Here is a 15,997-nt window from a genome sequence, read left to right on the forward strand (position 1 = left end):
ATCAAAAAAAACAAAGTCATGAACAAGAGAAATTATGTGCTGAAAAACGCACAAAAGCTGGGACGAGACCAGCAAAAAACAATCATCGGAGGTGAATTTATGCCTGGAACTAAAAAATGCTGCGAGTGGGATGATGCCACCGGAACATGTTTCCTCTGGATATGCGGCAGATGTAACTGCCCGTAACATGAAGTAAGCCGTTTCATATGATGAGACGGCTTTATTATTTATTATAACCCTTCTGAATTATCAAAGAAACACTCCCGAGTGTCGAGAATTCCTCTTGTTTTAACAATGAAGACAAAAAAATATTTTTACACATTTTCACAACTTACTATATTCCAGATGCATAATGATAAATTTTTCGTTTAAATTCAAAATAAATTCATAAATTAGGGATATAATTTTGCAAGATTATAAAATAATTAAACTAAACTATCAACATCAAAACAACAAAATCATGAACAAGAACAATTCTGTGCTAAAACACGCACAAAAATTAGAAAGAGAGCAACAAAAAAAATTAGTAGGCGGAATAGGAATCTCAGCAGGAAAAAGATGCTGTGAATGGGATCCTTCAGGAAAATGCCTTATCTATACCTGTGATAGATGTCAATGCCCATAAAAATATGACAACCTAACAATCTATTAACATCAAAAACAAAAAATCATGAACAAGAACAATCCGACGCTTAAAAATGCACAAAAATTAAGGAGAGAGCAACAAAAATCAATTACAGGAGGAAGCATAAACAGACCCCCTGATTACTGCTGCGAATGGAATGAGGATGGTAGCTGCAGAATCTGGACATGCGGAAACTGTGTTTGCCCATAAAATATTCAACCTGCTTTTTCAAGCAGGTTTTCTTTTATCTTGTCCTGTGTTCTTCTTCTGTCTTCTGAAATTCTTTTACCTGATATACAGAACTTCCAAAATGATAACTCAACGAAATAAATAGTCTACTGCTATCCCACCAATGCGTAAACTTATTATCCATAATCTGCTTATGCCTGAACTCCAGGCTTTGGTCATAAGAATCAAAGATGTTGTTATACCCAATTTTTGTATTAAGCTGATTATCTAACCATGATTTTTGAAGTGACAAGTCTACGGTGTACCGTGGCTTGATCATGTAGAGACTGTTCCCTGATTTTGATTCATAATTTGCGAACAGATTCACTGTATATCCTTTGGGTAAAGTAAAAACCTGGTTTAACCTTATGTCATAATTATAAATATCAAGTGCAAAGACGTCTCCAAGGTAGGGCCTGAATTCTTTATTGTAATATCCCGTAATCTGGGTAGTGAGATTCCACCATTTTGTCATTTTCAACGGGAAAGTGGTTTCTAAAACAGCAAAATTCCTGTAAGGCATATTGGTTCCCAGGTATTCTAAAACATTTGTTTCGGGATTATAAATAGGATAACGCGTCATTACATCTTTCTCTTTTCCTATACTAAAACTTGTAATCCAGTTTTTATAGCGATAGGTTGCTTTGATCTGGCTGGTGAAAGAAGGTTGCAGGTAGGGATTTCCTATCCAGTAGTTCAAAGGGCTAAAATAAAACCTGAACGGATTAAGCTGGGAGAAAATAGGTCTGGTCATTTTTCTGCTGTAAGAAAGGGAAATTTCACTGGATTTACTGAATGTATAATTCGCGCTAAAGGAAGGCAGCCATTCCAAGTAGTTTCGGGTAACAATAGAATCTACACTGACTGCATCAGAAATGCTGTTCGTATTCTCAAGTCTTAACCCTGCATTCATCTGAAGTGCCCCAAACTTTTGTCTATATGCTAAATAACCAGCCAATATTTTCTCTTTATAGGAAAATACATTACTCCTGTCGGGGTCGAATACAAACTGTCCTCCGGCAGATAAAGTATCATATCTGATATTGTTGCTGGTATCTGAATAGCTGTACTTAATTCCCATTTCAATGTCTGCATTTCCTATTTTTTGAGATGCATCCATCTGTGTGGTGTAGATATCTATCTTATTAACGAGGTCAGACTTCCAATATGATAAAAGATCAGATGTAGGTTGATCTCTGTTGATAAAGTCATCTTTCTGTTTGTTTTTAACTGCAAGATAGTTTCCGAGAAAATTAATTGTTAATCCCTTGTTTTGAAAAGAATAATCGGCTGTAATACCATAATTATTCTGTACATAGTCTGAAGGGTTTTCACTTGTAGTATGAAAAACCAATTGAGTTTCATTTTTGTCAGTAGTGTATAATGATCCGGAACGAAGACGATCATTATCCCGAAAATTGCCTCTTACATTGATCCCCAATCTATTATTATCATTTAATGTGAAATCTGCACCTACCAAAATATTATACACACCGGCATTTTCTTTTTGTTTTGTATTTGTGCGCATCACATTGGTATTTGCTAATCGTTGTAAAGCATTATAACGGTAGTTAGAAATGCCATCATTATAGCTGGTCTGCATCGTAAAAACAGCCTTTGAGATATTATAGGAAAGGTTTAAAGTATTTTCTCTGTAATTGAATTTATTGATATATATATTTCCATTATAATTTCCCTTCCATCCGAGATGGATATTCTTTTTTAATTTAATATCAATGATTCCTTTAAATTCCGCATCATATTTTGAGGAAGGATTGGTATTAACTTCTATTGATTCTACCACCTCAGGTGTTAAAGACCGTAGATAAGCCTGCAGTTCCTGAGTACTCATGACCACAGGTTTACCATCGATAAAAATAGCAGGAGTTACCCTGCCTCCGATAAAAATGCCCTCTTCCTGGTCTACGGTTACTCCCGGCGTTTTTCTCAACACTTCAAGAAGATTTGTTGAAGTCTTAAAGTCTTTATTGCCGGAAACTGCTACGACCGTATTTCCATCACTAAGCTTTATACTCCTCGGAGCAGATTTTATAATAACCTCTGCGATGTTCGCTGTTGAAGACTTTGATTCAGTGAGGGAGTCCGAAGCTTTTTCTTTTACAATCTCCTGTGCCTTTCCAAAAATGGTTAAAAAGAGCAGGAATAAAAGAAACCATAATTTGATCATCATAAACTTTATATTTTATGAAGTCAAAAGTATCGGCCTGGGGTAAGAATGCGGTTTTAAAGTTTAAATTCCGCAGTACTGAATTATAAATTTGAACTCTGGAATTGTTGTTCAACGGGTATTTGCGATTGTTTATATAAAAGAGGGGTTGTATTTTTAATTTTCTTAAATGTTGAGAAAAATGTAGATTTTGAATTAAATCCGACCTCATAGCCAATCTCTTCAATCTTCAGGTACGAACCTCTTTCAATCATTTTGCAGGCTTCATCAATTCTGTATTCATTGATGTAGATGGAAAAACTTTTCTCAAGGTTGTCATTCAATAGTTGAGAAAGCTGATGGGAAGACATACTCATCATAGATGCCAGATCACTTAATTTTAGATTTGGATTTTTATAGAGTTCTTCGGAATGCATGAGCCGCTCCAGCTTTGAAGTAAAATTATTCGCCTGTTCGTCCGGTATTTTTTTATTGGAATACTTATGAGGCTCTCTTGTCGATATCTGCTGATATTTTTTATTGAATAAAATAAGGAAGTTGGCATACAGCACAAAAGAAAAAACCAGACTTCCTCCTGCACAATAGATTTGTACCCAACCTGTAGAGATCAGCTGATAGGTTAAAAAGATAATGACATTACTGAGTAAAACAGGGAAAACAAACTGGTTGTTATTTTTGTTCTTTTGTCGGGAAGAAATATAAAACTGATAGACCGCCAACACTATAAATACAGACCAGACCGTATAAGTAAATGTACCGAAATAATGATCCCAGGTTACCGGGAAAAACAGATAAAGCAGCCCCACAGCTCCTAAAATAAGGGTTAATAGCCCAAACATCCTCCGACACATTCTTTGATCAAATTCTTCCCGCTGAAAAGAAGACTTAATGTAATAATAGAGAGCCGGGCCTGTAAAAAATAATGCAGATAATCCAAGGTGGGGAATAATTCTCGGTAAGTCAGGATAGAAATAAATACTTACTGAAATCCCAACTCTGATACTTAACATCAGTAAAAGAAGGCCGAGAAAAAAATCAGGCAGGTATTTTAGTTTTTTAATATACAACAGATAAATCCCCAGCAAAAACCCATTGAAAGCTCCTACTGCACTGAAGAAAAATAACATCTGCTGTCCGAAAGTCATGTTCTATTAATTTTTATTTTTTGCATACAAATGGGCTCACAAAACGCATTAATCTCTGGTCATCATAAAAGATTTACATGTATTTTGTCAATAAGCATCAACTTTTTGATGTCGTATCTGTTGAAAGTAAATTTAATAATTTATTGGATTGAATTTCAGGAATATGTAGGTTTTTTATAGAAATCTATTGATATTTTTATAGGTTTCCGCTAAAGCCGATGGGCAGGGATTTATTTGTTAAACAGGCTAAAGCCCGTTTCTATTGGATGACAAGGTTTATGGAGCATACGAGGTAAGTGTTTGTATGAATAAGAAATTGATAGTATTTTTTCCCACAGATTCCTCAGATCTTCATAGATGTTGGTTTGTTTCTTCGGGATCTTTATCAACAGAATACCTGACATTAAAAATAAGACTAATATTGTCTATCATTACTCATATCATAGCCCTGATAGGAACGGTTACCCCGCAGCATGCAATGGAGCGTAATAGGCCTTGAACGCCGGGCTGGCACTGGCGCGAGGAGTATGAGTGGATAGCAGGAAACAGCTCCTGAATATTAGAAACAAAAAATCCCAAAGCAAGCCTTGGGATTTTGATATGGTATAAGCAAATATTATCTGCTTGCGATATCGATGTAGTTTCTTTCTTGAGCACCTTGGTACACCTGTCTTGGTCTTCCGATAGGGTCTCCTTTCAGTCTCATTTCTTTCCACTGAGAGATCCATCCCGGTAGTCTTCCCAAAGCAAACATTACGGTGAACATTTCTGTAGGAATTCCTAATGCTCTGTAGATAATACCAGAGTAGAAGTCGACGTTAGGATATAGTTTTCTTTCTACGAAGTACTCATCTTCAAGCGCTACTCTTTCTAACTGCATGGCAATATCAAGAGCTTTGTCCTGGATACCTAAAGCTTTAAGGATATCATCAGCAGCTTTCTTGATGATTTTTGCTCTTGGGTCGAAGTTTTTGTACACTCTGTGTCCGAATCCCATTAGACGGAAGCTATCTCCTTTATCTTTCGCTTTAGCAACATATTTAGATACGTCACCACCATCTTTTTCGATAAGCTCAAGCATTTCGATAACAGCCTGGTTAGCACCACCGTGAAGTGGGCCCCAAAGTGCAGATACCCCGGCAGAAATAGAAGCGAAAAGGCCTGTGTGAGCAGAACCTACCATTCTTACTGTAGAAGTAGAACAGTTTTGCTCGTGATCAGCGTGAAGGATTAATAATTTATCTAGAGCATTTACAACTACCGGATCGATTTCGAAATCTGCATTTGGTAATCTGAATGCCATTTTGTAGAAGTTTTCTACATAGTTTAAGTTGTTATCTCCGTGGTTTAAAGGTAAACCTTGAGTTTTTCTGTACGTCCATGCACAAAGGTGGGAGAATTTAGCGATCATTAGCTCAGCAGCATGATCCATTTCTTCTTTAGAGTTTACGTTAACTGCTTTTGGGTTGAAAGCCGTTAATGCAGAGGTCATAGAAGAAAGAACTCCCATAGGGTGAGCAGAACGAGGAAAAACATCAATGATCTTTTTCATCTCATCTGCGATGAAGTTATATTTTTTAATATTGTTTTCGAAAGAAGTAAATTGGTCCTGAGTAGGTAATTCTCCATGTAATAAAAGGTACATTACTTCTGTAAAGTTAGATTTTTCCGCGATCTGCTCGATTGGATAACCTCTGTAGAATAATTCCCCTTTATCTCCGTCTAAGTAAGTGATGTCGCTAATGGTAGCTCCTGTATTTTTGTAACCTAAATCCAGAGTGATTAAACCTGTCTGGTCTCTTAATTTTGAAATATCAATCCCTCTGTCTCCGATAGTACTATCCACGATAGGATATTCATATGAATTACCGTCGTAATTCAATATTACTTTGTTGTCTGACATTATTTATTTTTTTTTAAATATACTACTTTCCATAAAATACGGCAAACAAAAATTATCGCTTGCCGTTATTTATAAATTCGATTATCTTTTGATTTTAAATGCTTCCAGTCCTGGGAAAATAGCAGTTTCACCTAACGCTTCTTCGATTCTTAAAAGCTGGTTGTATTTTGCCATTCTGTCTGATCTTGAAGCTGAACCTGTTTTGATCTGTCCACAGTTCATGGCCACTGCCAGATCAGCAATCGTAGCATCTTCAGTTTCTCCTGATCTGTGAGACATTACGGAAGTGAATTTGTTGTTCTGGGCCATTTGTACAGCAGCCATAGTTTCAGAAAGAGAACCGATCTGGTTTACTTTTACTAGGATTGAGTTGGCAATTCCTTCTTGTACTCCTCTCGACAGTCTGTCTACGTTGGTTACAAATAAATCATCACCTACCAGTTGTACTCTGTCACCGATTTTATCAGTTAACATTTTCCAACCTTCCCAGTCATCTTCCTGCATACCGTCTTCGATAGAAATAATAGGATATTTAGCTGCCAGCTCAGCAAGGTAAGACACCTGCTCTTCTCTTGATCTGTGAGCTCCTTTGTCGCCTTCGAATTTTCTGTAATCATAAGTTCCGTCTTTATAGAATTCTGAAGCTGCACAGTCTAATGCCAGCATGATATCGTCACCAGGCTTATAACCGGCTTTTTCGATTGCCTGAAGCAGAGTATCCAGAGCGTCTTCAGTTCCGTTGAAAGTTGGTGCAAAACCACCTTCGTCCCCTACTGCAGTAGAAAGACCTCTTCCTTTTAGAATGGATTTTAAGTTGTGGAAAATTTCAGTTCCTTTTCTCAATGCATGAGAGAAAGAATCTGCTTTTACCGGCATAATCATAAATTCCTGGAATGCAATTGGAGCATCAGAGTGAGATCCCCCGTTGATTACATTCATCATTGGAACAGGAAGTGTATTAGCATTTACGCCTCCTACATATTTATATAAAGGCATTCCCAGCTCTGCAGCGGCAGCTTTTGCTACGGCAAGAGAAACACCTAAAATGGCATTCGCCCCAAGATTTCCTTTGTTTGGTGTACCGTCAAGATCAATCATAATCTGATCGATATAGTTTTGTTCAAAAACCGGTTGTCCTACTAAATTCTCTGCAATTACTTCTTTTACATTTTCAACAGCTTTCAGAACTCCTTTTCCCTGGTATTCTGAACCTCCGTCACGTAATTCCACCGCTTCGTGTTCTCCTGTAGATGCTCCTGAAGGTACAGCAGCACGGCCCATTGCTCCGTTTTCTGTAAATACGTCTACTTCAATGGTAGGATTACCTCTGGAATCCAAAATCTGTCTTGCTTCTATGTAAGAAATTGCACTCATTTTTTATTTTTTTTAGTTTATACAAATTTAGCTAAAATTAAACTTTTCAAGGGTATTTCATGAATATCTTTTTGCAACAATTGCAAGTTAAAATTTAGTTAATAAGCAGGCTGACATCTTATTTAAATCATAGTAAATTTTAAAAAATCATTTTTTGACAAGCTGATCCAATATCGGATGATCAATGGAATGAATTGTATTTTGATTTTCATAAAGCTGTTCGAAAATCTGAATTGTATTTTTTCCCTTTTTCAGCCATACACCGGGAACATATAAAGTGAGCTGCGGCCCTACTTTGCTCCAATACCTTCCGATATTCTTTCCGTTAATAAAAACAATGCCCTTACCAAATTTTCTCATATCAAGGAACGTATCTCCGGTTTCTTTAAGGGTAAATTCTCCTTCCAGAACCGCGGGCGAATGGTCAGCGATATTATTTGAATGATCCTGTTGTACTGGAAATGTATCAAAAGGCAATGGAAACATTTGCCAATCCCCCGAAATATAGGTTCCGTTTATTTTTACCGGGCTTATCATTCCTTTTATATTGTGGACAATCTCAGCTCCATAATTAATTCTCCCCATATTTTCCAGAACAATATCCAACTGATCGCCTGTTTTAAGATCTATTTCAAGATCATATTTTTTATCAACCCTGTTCAGCTCTCCTTTCCAGACTTTATTTACATATATATTAGCATAGTCTCTGAGTCCTTTTATTTCAAGAATTCCTTTCCAGGCTTTGTCAAATTTTCTTCGGTATACCATATAACCATTTCCAAAATTAAGGTCTTCAAATGTCTGGGGCTGGTCACTGATTACCGGCTTAGTATGCGTAAGCAAATCAAAAAGGCCGGTTTTCCTTGAAATTTTTATATCCGGTATCGAGATTAATTTTACCTGTTCAGGAACTTCCGGAAGTGTATTATTACTTACCTTCGAAAAGATATTCCTTAAGGCTTTATACTTTGGAGTGGCCCATCCTGACTCGCTGATGGGTGCATCATAATCATAGCTCGTGATATCGGGCTGAATGTCATGGTTCTTATCATAATTGGCTCCGCTTGTAAATCCGAAATTAGTTCCGCCATGGATCATGTAATAGTTAAAAGAAACTCCATTTTTGATGTACAGTTCCGTTTGTTTCACTACTTCTTCTGTAGAAACTTTCACAAAAGGCTCAGCCCAATGATCGAGCCATCCCGGATAATATTCTGCAACCATATAGGGCCCCTTTCCTCCATGATATTCATCAATACTTTTCTTTAAGGCCTCAATATCACTTTCACCGTTTGCTGTAGGCAGTGCGCCTTCAATAGATCCTCCCTTAAAAAGGGAGCTTCCATCTGATGTAAAAAGCGGGACAGAAATTCCGGCTTTTATAAGCATATCTTTTATTTTGTGGCTGTATTTCCTATGTTCGTCTAAAGGAATATCTTTTCTTTGGGCCACATAAGATCCGAATTCATTTTCTGCCTGAACCATAATTACCGGTCCGCCTTTATCAATTTGTAACGGAACGATCTGACGGGCCAGCTGCTGAATATACTTTTCACATTCATCTAAAAAGGCTTTATTGTCCCTTCTAATTTCCAGGTTTCTATTTTTTTGCAACCACCAGGGATAGCCACCGAATTCCCATTCTGCACAAACATAGGGGCCGGGACGGATAATCACATATAGCCCTACTTCCTGGGCGGTTTTTATAAATTTCTTCAAATCTTTTTCGCCGGAAAAGTTCCACTTTCCGGGAGCCTCTTCATGATAATTCCAAAAGACATAAGTCGTCACGGTATTTAGTCCCATGGCTTTCATCATTTGCAACCTGTGTTTCCAATATTCGGAAGGAACTCTCGGATAATGCATTTCTCCGGAATAAATGGTAAAAGGTTTCTCATTTAATAAAAAAAGACCATTTTTGATTTGAAAATTTCCTTGCTGAGAAAACATCAAATTAAACGAGGAAATAAAAAGAATTATGTACAAATATCTGCTGAAATTTTTCATATTGTAAGGCATGATTTTTGTAAAATTAAAGAATAAAAATTATATTGAATATCAAATAAAATAATCATGAAAAAAAGTCTCCTGGCACTTGGTGCAATACTTACATTATCTGTGATCAGCTGTAAAAAAACTGAAAGCGGAAATACAGGTATTATAAAAACAGACAGTTCAGAAACAGTTGTCACTGATCACAACGGAAAAATTGATTCTGCCACTGAAAGCTCAACTATAGTAGATGTCAATGGTAAAAGATATGAAAAAACAGATTTCGTTTACAAAGCAACGGACGGTACATTGGTAAAAGTAATTTTCAAAAATGATCCGAAGGAAAGCACGGTAGCTATTACCAGCAATAAAAAAACATTTACGCTGCCGAAAACAGAAACGAAGGGTGGTGAAACGATCTATAAAAAAGATGATATGACTGCAAGAGTGAAGGGAGACAGCCTTCATCTGGAGCAAGGGAATAATATTATTGAGTTGAAGAGAACAAAGATTTAAACGGTATCTGAGAACGTACAAGATGCACAATAAAAAAAACCATCCGAAGTTCGGATGGTTTTCTATTTATATCTGAATGAATATTATTCTTCAGTTTTTTCTTCAGTAGTATCAGCTTTAGCTTCTTCTACTTTTTCTTCTACTGCAGGAGCTTCAGCAACTACAGCTTCAGCTTTTTTAGGTGCAGCAGTTGATCTTCTGCTTCTTCTTGTAGCTTTTTTCTCCTCAGCATTCGGGTTGTAAAGCTCGTTGAAATCTACCAATTCGATAAGAGCAGTATCAGCAGCATCACCTGGTCTGAATCCTGTCTTGATGATTCTTGTATAACCACCGTTTCTTTCAGCGATCTTAGGAGCTACAGTTCTGAATAATTCAGCAACCGCAAATTTATTTTGAAGGTAAGAGAATACTACTCTTCTGTTGTGTGTAGTATCTTCTTTTGCTTTTGTTAATAGAGGCTCAACATATACTCTTAAAGCTTTAGCTTTAGCTACAGTAGTGTTGATTCTTTTATGCTCAATTAGAGAACAAGCCATATTAGAAAGTAAAGCACTTCTGTGAGAAGCTGTTCTTCCTAAGTGATTGAATTTTTTACCGTGTCTCATTATTAATTATTTATCAGCGTCTAACTTATATTTTGCAACGTCGAAACCGAAGTTAAGACCTTTTGAATGCACTAATTCTTCTAGTTCTGTCAAAGATTTTTTACCAAAATTTCTGAATTTCATCAAATCAGACTTACTGTAAGAAACCAATTCTCCAAGAGTTTCTACTTCAGCTGCTTTCAGACAGTTAAGGGCTCTTACAGAAAGATCCATATCTGCTAATTTAGACTTAAGTAGTTGTCTTGTATGAAGAGTTTCCTCGTCATATTGGATAGATGCTTTTACGGCTTCAGTTTCAAGTGTGATTCTCTCATCAGAGAACAACATGAAGTGATAGATTAATATCTTAGAAGCTTCAGTTAAAGCATTCTGAGGGCTGATAGACCCGTCAGTTTCTATATCTAATACAAGTTTTTCGTAGTCTGTTTTTTGCTCTACACGATAATTTTCAATGCTGTATTGTACTTTCTTGATCGGCGTGAAAATAGAGTCAATAGCAATAGTACCTACAGGAGCATTGTTTGACTTATTTTGTTCTGAAGGAACATATCCTCTACCTTTTTCAATATTGAAAGTAATTTCGAAAGTTACATCACTGTTTAGGTTACAAATCACTAAATCCGGGTTTAGTACCTCGAATCCGTTGATCGACTTTCCTAAATCTCCAGCAGTAATAATCGTTTGACCTGAAACTTTAGCAACAACCTGCTCGTTAGCCTGGCCTTCTGCTGCAGCTTTTAATCTAACCTGCTTTAGGTTAAGAATAATTTCGGTAACGTCTTCGATTACTCCTGGAATGGTTGAAAATTCGTGCTCTACACCTTCTATTTTGATAGATGAAATAGCATATCCTTCCAGAGAAGAAAGCAACACTCTTCTCAAAGCATTACCGATTGTAAGCCCGAAACCTGGTTCTAAAGGTCTGAATTCAAATTGACCTTTAAATTCATCAGAGTTAAGTAAAATTACTTTATCGGGTTTTATGAATTGTAAAATTGCCATATTATTGGGTTGAGCAAAAATTTGATTAAAAAATTATTTAGAGTAAAGTTCGACGATAAGGTTCTCCTTGATATCCTCCGGAATTTGGATTCTTTCAGGAGCAGAAACGAAAGTTCCTTCTTTTTTCTCATCGTTGAATTGTAACCACTCATAGTTTGACTTAGAAGCCAATGCATTGGTAACAACATCAAGAGACTTAGACTTTTCTCTTACAGCGATTACATCACCAGCTTTTACCAAGTAAGAAGGGATATTAAGGATTTCTCCGTTCACAGTGATGTGTCTGTGAGAAACTAATTGTCTAGCTCCAGATCTTGTTTTAGCAAAACCTAATCTGTATACTACGTTATCCAATCTTGATTCACAAAGTTGTAATAGTACTTCCCCTGTTACACCTTTACTTCTGTGTGCTTTTTCAAATAGGTTAGCAAACTGTCTTTCTAAAATACCGTAAGTATATTTAGCTTTTTGTTTTTCAGCTAACTGAACTGCATATTCTGATTTTTTAGCACCTCTTCTTTTGTTAGGACCGTGTTGTCCTGGCGGTTGGTTCTTTCTTTTTTCGAAGTTTTTATCATCTCCGTAGATTGCAGCACCAAACTTTCTAGCAATCTTAGTTTTAGGTCCAATATATCTTGCCATAATGGGTAAATTCTAAAAATTAAACTCTTCTTCTTTTTGGTGGTCTACATCCATTGTGCGGCATTGGAGTCACATCAATGATTTCGCTAACTTCAATTCCTGAATTGTGGATAGATCTGATAGCAGATTCTCTACCTGCTCCAGGACCTTTCACAAACACCTTTACTCTTCTTAATCCAGCTTCATGCGCTACAGCAGAGCAATTTTCAGCTGCCATTTGAGCAGCAAAAGGAGTGTTCTTTTTAGAACCTCTGAATCCCATTTTACCGGCAGATGCCCAAGAGATAACCTCTCCGTTTTTATTTGTTAAAGAAATGATGATGTTATTGAAAGAAGCTTGAATATGTGCTTCACCAATAGCTTCAACTTTTACTTTTCTTTTTTTAACTACTTTACTTTGTTTTGCCATAATTCCTAACGATTATTTACTTGCCTTTTTCTTGTTAGCAACTGTTTTTCTCTTTCCTTTACGGGTTCTAGAGTTGTTTTTCGTTCTCTGGCCTCTTAAAGGTAATCCTAGTCTGTGACGTATTCCTCGTTGGCATCCTATGTCCATCAATCTCTTGATGTTCAATTGCACTTCAGATCTTAATTCTCCTTCTACTTTAACGTTTTCAGAGATATATGTTCTGATTGCAGCCAATTCATCGTCATTCCATTCGTTGACTTTCTTGTCTTCGCTGATACCGGCAGCTTTAAGGATTTCAGAAGAAGTACTTCTTCCTACTCCATAGATGTAAGTTAAACCGATAACACCTCTTTTGTTTTTTGGTAAATCAATACCTGCAATTCTCGCCATAATTTAATGTTAGCCTTGTCTTTGTTTAAATTTTGGGTTCTTCTTGTTGATTACAAATAGGACACCTTTTCTGCGTACAATCTTGCAATCAGCGCTTCTTTTTTTAATTGATGCTCTTACTTTCATTTTGATAGTATTTATTTTTTACAAATGCCAAATGGAATGTGTATTCCATTTGGCTAATTGTTTTAATATCTAAATGTGATCCTCCCTTTTGTCAAATCATAGGGAGACATTTCTAGTTTTACCTTATCACCGGGTAAAAGTTTAATATAATGCATTCTCATTTTGCCGGAGATATGAGCAATAAGGATATGCCCATTTTCCAACTCTACACGGAACATGGCGTTCGAAAGTGCTTCCACGATCACGCCATCTTGTTCAATATGTTTTTGTTTTGCCATAAATTAATATCCAGTCGTTCTTGATAATTTAGACTGCATTAAGCCATCATAATGATGGTTCAGCAGATAAGTATTAATCTGTTGAACTGTATCTAAAATTACACCCACCATAATTAATAGTGACGTTCCCCCGAAAAACAGGGCAAACGCATCCGTCTGAACAAAGCTTCCATGCACAATTGCTGGAAGGACTGCAAAGATAGATAAAAAAATTGCACCTGGCAAGGTAATTTTTGATAAAATATCATCTAAATAATCAGCGGTCTCTTTTCCGGGTCTTACTTTTGGTACTAAACCTCCGTTTCTCTTTAAATCATCAGCCATCTGGTTTACCGGAATTGTAATCGCAGTATAGAAAAATGAGAAGATAATAATTAGTAGCGCAAACAATACATTGTACTGCCAGCTAAAAACATTCTTGAAACCTGCAAGAAAAGTGTTAGACTCATCGAATTTTGTTAATAGTCCTGGTACGAACATCAATGCCTGGGCAAAGATAATCGGCATTACACCAGCAGCATTCACTTTCAATGGAATCCATTGTCTTGCTCCCTGCATAAGATTTCTGTTTACACCTCCTCTTGCTTGAGCTCTGCTTACATACTGAATTGGAATTTTTCTAACAGCTACTGATAAAATCACAGCTAAAAGAACAACCAACATCCAGAATAATACTTCAATAAGGATCATGATTGATCCCATTCCTCCTTTTCCGTTCTGCACGGCCATCTCCTGTACGAATGCCTCAGGTAATCTTGAAAGGATCCCCACCATAATAAGGATAGAGATACCATTTCCGATTCCTTTATCGGTAATCTTTTCACCTAACCACATTGCAAATACTGAACCGCCTACCAGGATAACAATACTTGGTAACCAGAACATAATTGAATTGGGTTCTACAAAATATGCAGACTGGAACTGAGCATATGGTAAGAATAATTGAGTAATAGAAGTTAAGTAAGAAGGTGCCTGTACCAGACAAACCCCGATCGTTAACCATCTTGTAATTTGGTTCAATGTATTTCTACCTGACTCTCCATCTTTCTGAAGCTTCTGAAGATAAGGAATAGCCATCCCCATCAACTGAACAATAATAGAAGCAGAAATATAAGGCATGATTCCTAACGCCATTACGGAAGCGTGGCTGAAAGCTCCCCCCGTAAACGACGAAAGCAAGCCAAGGAGACCTGCTCCTTGCTTGTTACCGCCTTGATTTTTATAATGCTCTAAGAGATCTCCCACTTCTGCAAGGTTAATTGCGGGAAGTGAGATATAAGATGCGAATCTATACACAAGGATAATACCTAACGTAAAGAGAATTTTATCTCTTAATTCCTTTAGGCTCCATATATTTTTAAGTGTTTGTATAAATTCTTTCATTAGTAAGTATTATAAGGTAATTGCTTTTCCACCTGCTTTAGCAATAAGCTCTTCAGCAGATTTCGTGAATTTATCAGCAGAAATTGAAACCGCAGATTTCAATTCTCCTCTACCCATAATTTTCACTAATTCGTTTTTAGAAACGATCCCGTTTTCTACTAAAACTTCTTTCGTGATATCTCCTGTGATGGATTTGTTCTCGATTAAAGTCTGGATAGTATCAAGGTTCACTCCTCTAAACTCTTTTCTGTTTACGTTTTTGAAACCGAATTTAGGTAATCTTCTTTGCAAAGGCATCTGTCCACCTTCGAAACCGATTTTCTGAGAATAACCAGCTCTAGCTTTCTGACCTTTGTGTCCTTTTGTTGAAGTACCTCCTTTTCCAGTACCTTGTCCTCTACCAATTCTTTTTGAATTGAAAGTAGAACCTGCTGCTGGTTGTATATTGTTTAAATTCATTTTAATTTCTCTTTTATAAAATTATTTTTGAACTTCAAGTAAGTGACCTACAGCAGCGATCATTCCTAAGATAGAAGGAGTAGCTTCGTGCTCTACAACTTGGTGAAGTTTTTTTAATCCTAATGCTTCAAGCGTTCTCTTTTGGGTTTTTGTTCTACCAATAGCGCTTCTTACTTGCTTTACTTTAATTGTTGCCATTGTTTTATTATTAACCGTTAAACACTTTACTTAGAGAAATACCTCTCATTCTAGCGATTTCTTCAGGTCTTCTGATATCCAATAACGCTTTGAAAGTAGCTTTCACCACGTTGTGTGGGTTAGAAGATCCTTTAGATTTTGAAAGGATATCGTGAATACCAGCTGATTCCAATACTGCTCTAACCGCACCACCTGCGATCAATCCTGTACCGTGAGAAGCAGGTCTTAAGAAGATATCTGCACCACCGTATCTAGCAGTAGTTTGGTGAGGGATCGTATGGTTCATTACAGGAACTTTCACAAGGTTTTTCTTAGCATCTTCCACTGCTTTAGCAATTGCAGAAGCAACCTCTTTAGATTTTCCTAAACCGAAACCGATAACACCTTCTTCGTTTCCTACTACAACAATAGCAGAAAATCCGAAAGCTCTACCTCCTTTTGTTACTTTTGTTACTCTGTTAACAGCTACGAGACGATCTTTTAATTCTAATCCTCCCGGTTTTACTCTTTCTATATTATCTAGTCCTAACATAT

Annotated in this window: 19 protein-coding genes; 3 read left to right on the forward strand and 16 right to left on the reverse strand. The window is 36.7% G+C overall.

From position 1 onward, the window contains the following. Positions 1–18 precede the first annotated feature (18 nt). Both M030_RS25350 and M030_RS25700 read left to right on the forward strand, forming a co-directional pair. Positions 19–186 carry a hypothetical protein gene (locus M030_RS25350; RefSeq protein WP_155857869.1) on the forward strand — a complete coding sequence of 56 codons (168 nt, stop codon included), beginning with the start codon at positions 19–21 and terminating at the stop codon, positions 184–186. Between the two features lie 484 nt (positions 187–670). Beyond that, a complete protein-coding gene (locus M030_RS25700; RefSeq protein WP_164464873.1) occupies positions 671–835 on the forward strand; it encodes a hypothetical protein in 165 nt (54 codons plus the stop codon). 34 nt (positions 836–869) lie between these two features. Here M030_RS25700 and M030_RS0100215 read toward each other — a convergent pair whose 3' ends face one another. From M030_RS0100215 to M030_RS0100235, 5 genes are all read right to left on the reverse strand, one after another. Next, positions 870–3,044, reverse strand: a complete 2,175-nt coding sequence (locus tag M030_RS0100215; protein ID WP_027371698.1) for an outer membrane beta-barrel protein — start codon at positions 3,042–3,044, stop codon at positions 870–872. A gap of 80 nt (positions 3,045–3,124) precedes the next feature. Further along, a complete protein-coding gene (locus M030_RS0100220) occupies positions 3,125–4,186 on the reverse strand; it encodes a helix-turn-helix domain-containing protein (RefSeq protein ID WP_027371699.1) in 1,062 nt (353 codons plus the stop codon). 616 nt (positions 4,187–4,802) lie between these two features. Further along, the gene (locus M030_RS0100225) at positions 4,803–6,089 is read right to left on the reverse strand and encodes a citrate synthase (protein WP_027371700.1); all 1,287 of its coding nucleotides are present in this window, start codon (positions 6,087–6,089) and stop codon (positions 4,803–4,805) included. 81 nt (positions 6,090–6,170) lie between these two features. Next, positions 6,171–7,463: a phosphopyruvate hydratase gene (eno, locus tag M030_RS0100230; protein WP_027371701.1), complete on the reverse strand. Its 1,293-nt coding sequence runs from the start codon at positions 7,461–7,463 to the stop codon at positions 6,171–6,173. Positions 7,464–7,610: 147 nt separating this feature from the next. Then, positions 7,611–9,470 carry a glycoside hydrolase family 35 protein gene (locus M030_RS0100235; protein WP_027371702.1) on the reverse strand — a complete coding sequence of 620 codons (1,860 nt, stop codon included), beginning with the start codon at positions 9,468–9,470 and terminating at the stop codon, positions 7,611–7,613. A gap of 66 nt (positions 9,471–9,536) precedes the next feature. Here M030_RS0100235 and M030_RS0100240 point away from each other — a divergent pair, with 66 nt between their 5' ends. Then, the gene (locus tag M030_RS0100240) at positions 9,537–9,971 is read left to right on the forward strand and encodes a hypothetical protein (RefSeq protein WP_027371703.1); all 435 of its coding nucleotides are present in this window, start codon (positions 9,537–9,539) and stop codon (positions 9,969–9,971) included. An 83-nt stretch (positions 9,972–10,054) separates the two neighbouring features. Here M030_RS0100240 and rplQ read toward each other — a convergent pair whose 3' ends face one another. The 11 genes from rplQ to rpsE form a co-directional block, all read right to left on the reverse strand. Next, a complete protein-coding gene (rplQ, locus tag M030_RS0100245) occupies positions 10,055–10,576 on the reverse strand; it encodes a 50S ribosomal protein L17 (RefSeq protein WP_027371704.1) in 522 nt (173 codons plus the stop codon). A gap of 6 nt (positions 10,577–10,582) precedes the next feature. After that, positions 10,583–11,578, reverse strand: a complete 996-nt coding sequence (locus M030_RS0100250) for a DNA-directed RNA polymerase subunit alpha (RefSeq protein ID WP_027371705.1) — start codon at positions 11,576–11,578, stop codon at positions 10,583–10,585. Positions 11,579–11,611: 33 nt separating this feature from the next. Continuing rightward, positions 11,612–12,220 carry a 30S ribosomal protein S4 gene (gene rpsD / locus M030_RS0100255; protein ID WP_027371706.1) on the reverse strand — a complete coding sequence of 203 codons (609 nt, stop codon included), beginning with the start codon at positions 12,218–12,220 and terminating at the stop codon, positions 11,612–11,614. 19 nt (positions 12,221–12,239) lie between these two features. Then, positions 12,240–12,629 (reverse strand): 30S ribosomal protein S11, encoded by a 390-nt coding sequence (gene rpsK, locus M030_RS0100260; RefSeq protein ID WP_027371707.1) that lies wholly within the window; start codon positions 12,627–12,629, stop codon positions 12,240–12,242. A 12-nt stretch (positions 12,630–12,641) separates the two neighbouring features. Continuing rightward, positions 12,642–13,019, reverse strand: a complete 378-nt coding sequence (gene rpsM / locus M030_RS0100265) for a 30S ribosomal protein S13 (RefSeq protein ID WP_002983260.1) — start codon at positions 13,017–13,019, stop codon at positions 12,642–12,644. Positions 13,020–13,028: 9 nt separating this feature from the next. Further along, positions 13,029–13,145: a 50S ribosomal protein L36 gene (gene rpmJ, locus M030_RS0100270; RefSeq protein WP_007839480.1), complete on the reverse strand. Its 117-nt coding sequence runs from the start codon at positions 13,143–13,145 to the stop codon at positions 13,029–13,031. A gap of 62 nt (positions 13,146–13,207) precedes the next feature. Next, the gene (gene infA, locus M030_RS0100275) at positions 13,208–13,423 is read right to left on the reverse strand and encodes a translation initiation factor IF-1 (RefSeq protein ID WP_002983257.1); all 216 of its coding nucleotides are present in this window, start codon (positions 13,421–13,423) and stop codon (positions 13,208–13,210) included. 3 nt (positions 13,424–13,426) lie between these two features. Continuing rightward, positions 13,427–14,806 carry a preprotein translocase subunit SecY gene (gene secY, locus M030_RS0100280; RefSeq protein WP_027371708.1) on the reverse strand — a complete coding sequence of 460 codons (1,380 nt, stop codon included), beginning with the start codon at positions 14,804–14,806 and terminating at the stop codon, positions 13,427–13,429. 9 nt (positions 14,807–14,815) lie between these two features. Beyond that, entirely contained in the window at positions 14,816–15,265 is a 450-nt protein-coding gene (rplO, locus tag M030_RS0100285) for a 50S ribosomal protein L15 (RefSeq protein WP_027371709.1), read from the reverse strand. 21 nt (positions 15,266–15,286) lie between these two features. Then, positions 15,287–15,463 (reverse strand): 50S ribosomal protein L30, encoded by a 177-nt coding sequence (gene rpmD, locus M030_RS0100290; protein ID WP_027371710.1) that lies wholly within the window; start codon positions 15,461–15,463, stop codon positions 15,287–15,289. A 10-nt stretch (positions 15,464–15,473) separates the two neighbouring features. Beyond that, entirely contained in the window at positions 15,474–15,995 is a 522-nt protein-coding gene (gene rpsE, locus M030_RS0100295) for a 30S ribosomal protein S5 (RefSeq protein WP_002983245.1), read from the reverse strand. Between the last annotated feature and the right edge of the window lie 2 nt (positions 15,996–15,997).

The organism is Chryseobacterium sp. UNC8MFCol (assembly GCF_000482305.1).
In the GTDB taxonomy this organism is placed as follows: Bacteria; Bacteroidota; Bacteroidia; order Flavobacteriales; family Weeksellaceae; genus Chryseobacterium; species Chryseobacterium indologenes.